Genomic DNA, 282 nt, shown 5'->3' with positions numbered 1-282 from the left:
AATCCGCGTCTTTGATGCTGCTGACCCACTCCGGCCCGAGCGCAGGCAGCGTCTTCCGACTACATCGTGGCCGGTTCCGAATCGGCAGGGGTCCTGTGGACGTCCCGGTACCGGATCCTGGTATGTCCAGAGAGCACGCCGTACTTGAGGTATCCAGCACCACGCTTACCCTGACGAACATGGAAGCGGCCAATCCCGTACTGGTGGACGGACACCCCATTCGTCACAGTTCCGTAACTGCCGAATCAACGATTCTCTGCGGCAACTCGACGTTCTCCGTCT

At 59.9% G+C, this 282-nt stretch carries 1 protein-coding gene; it reads left to right on the top strand.

Going from position 1 to position 282, the window contains the following annotated elements:
• Positions 1 to 14 precede the first annotated feature (14 nt).
• Positions 15 to 282: FHA domain-containing protein (locus SB724_RS19820; RefSeq protein ID WP_410572513.1), on the top strand; the 268-nt coding region annotated here is incomplete at its 3' end.

The organism is Bacillus sp. SIMBA_031 (assembly GCF_046535225.1).
Taxonomy (GTDB): domain Bacteria; phylum Bacillota; class Bacilli; order Bacillales; family Bacillaceae; genus Bacillus; species Bacillus velezensis.
The sequence above is the reverse complement of the archived record's forward strand: the minus strand, read 5'-3'. Positions and strand labels throughout refer to the sequence as shown.